Below are 1,352 nucleotides of genomic sequence, written 5' to 3'. Positions count from 1 at the left end.
CGTCAGACGGTTCTCTGATCAGATCTATGGGAACCCTGGCGTACTTGTGCTGAACCGCGTGCGCAAAGTGTCGCCGACGTGCGCCTTGTGACGAAACCTGTCGGAAAGCCGAATGCGGGAAAACCGCACGTCCGGTTTGATGAGCGGGGAGAGGAAACGGAACGCGCAACAAGCGCATCACCGCGCCTCTCCTCGACTCTACTCAAACGCAATAAGACCGACGCGGCGGATGCAGAGGCCATCTGCGAGGCGATCACCCGCCCGACGATGCGGTTCGTTCCGGTGAAGACTGCCGAACAACAAGCAGCCGGCATGGTTTTGCGAACGCGAGAGATGCTAATGAGACAGCGCAGTCAGACGGCAAATGCCTTGCGCGGACATATGGCTGAATTGGGTATTATCGCCGGGACCGGCATGACAAGCATCGCAAAACTCTTGGTGCTTCTCCGGGATGAGAAAGACAGTAGGATTCCCAGCGCCGCCCGGTTTGCCCTGATCCAGTTCGCTGAGCAGATCGAGTTGCTGACAACCCGCATAGAAAAGCTCGACCGGGAGATTTTAGCGGCCGTAAGACAGGATCCTCATGCTAGACGACTTATGAGCATCCCAGGCGTCGGTCCTCTCATCGCGGCCACCGTTCGGACATCCGTCCTGGACGCACGCGCCTTTGCGACTGCGCGAGACTTCGCGGCCTGGACGGGGCTGACGCCGAGGGCGCAATCAAGCGGCGGAAAAGATCGGCTCGGCGCGATATCGAAGCGCGGAAATCGGCAACTACGGACGCTTTTGATCGTTGGTGCGACCTCGATCATCAAGCTTGCCAAACGAGGCTTGAAAGTCCCGGTCTGGATTCGGACCATGCTCCAAAGACGGCCGGTCAAGGTCGTATCGGTGGCGCTTGCCAACAAGATTGCGCGCACCATCTGGGCTTTGCTGGTCCGGGGCGGCATTTATCAGGCGCCAACCGCAATGCTAAAATCCTAATCTGAAGAGCTCTCCGGCAGAAGAAAAGGACTGCCGAGGAGGCAAGGTGTAAATCTGGATGAACCCCGAATGACGCCATTCCCGGCAGTAATCAGACCGCCTGACTCACTGCGCTTCGAGCGCGAGAAATTGATTGGGCGATTGCTTCCGCGGATATCATCGCGGCCAGGTGCCGTGCTTACAGGCCGAACATATGACCGCACCGTCATCCCTCGTTCAACCGGAGAAAGATCTTGCAGCCCGGGCCGTTCCACATATGAGTCAGATGGGGTATTCGGCCTGTTGCTGAGCCCCGCGTTAGCAGGGTGCTGCGCTTCAGGTTGATGATAAACGTGGTCTGTTTTCGAACAGCCACAAGCATCAGACGG

The 1,352-nt window shown here is 58.1% G+C and carries 1 protein-coding gene; it reads left to right on the top strand.

Going from position 1 to position 1,352, the window contains the following annotated elements; translation table 11 throughout:
* Positions 1–87 precede the first annotated feature (87 nt).
* Complete coding sequence (locus QJT78_RS51320) at positions 88–984, top strand: IS110 family transposase (protein ID WP_281460883.1); 897 nt, start codon at positions 88–90, stop codon at positions 982–984.
* The last annotated feature ends 368 nt before the right edge of the window (positions 985–1,352 follow it).

This window comes from Bradyrhizobium sp. Mp27 (assembly GCF_029953005.1).
GTDB classification, from domain to species: domain Bacteria; phylum Pseudomonadota; class Alphaproteobacteria; order Rhizobiales; family Xanthobacteraceae; genus Bradyrhizobium; species Bradyrhizobium barranii.
The sequence above is the reverse complement of the archived record's forward strand: the minus strand, read 5'-3'. Positions and strand labels throughout refer to the sequence as shown.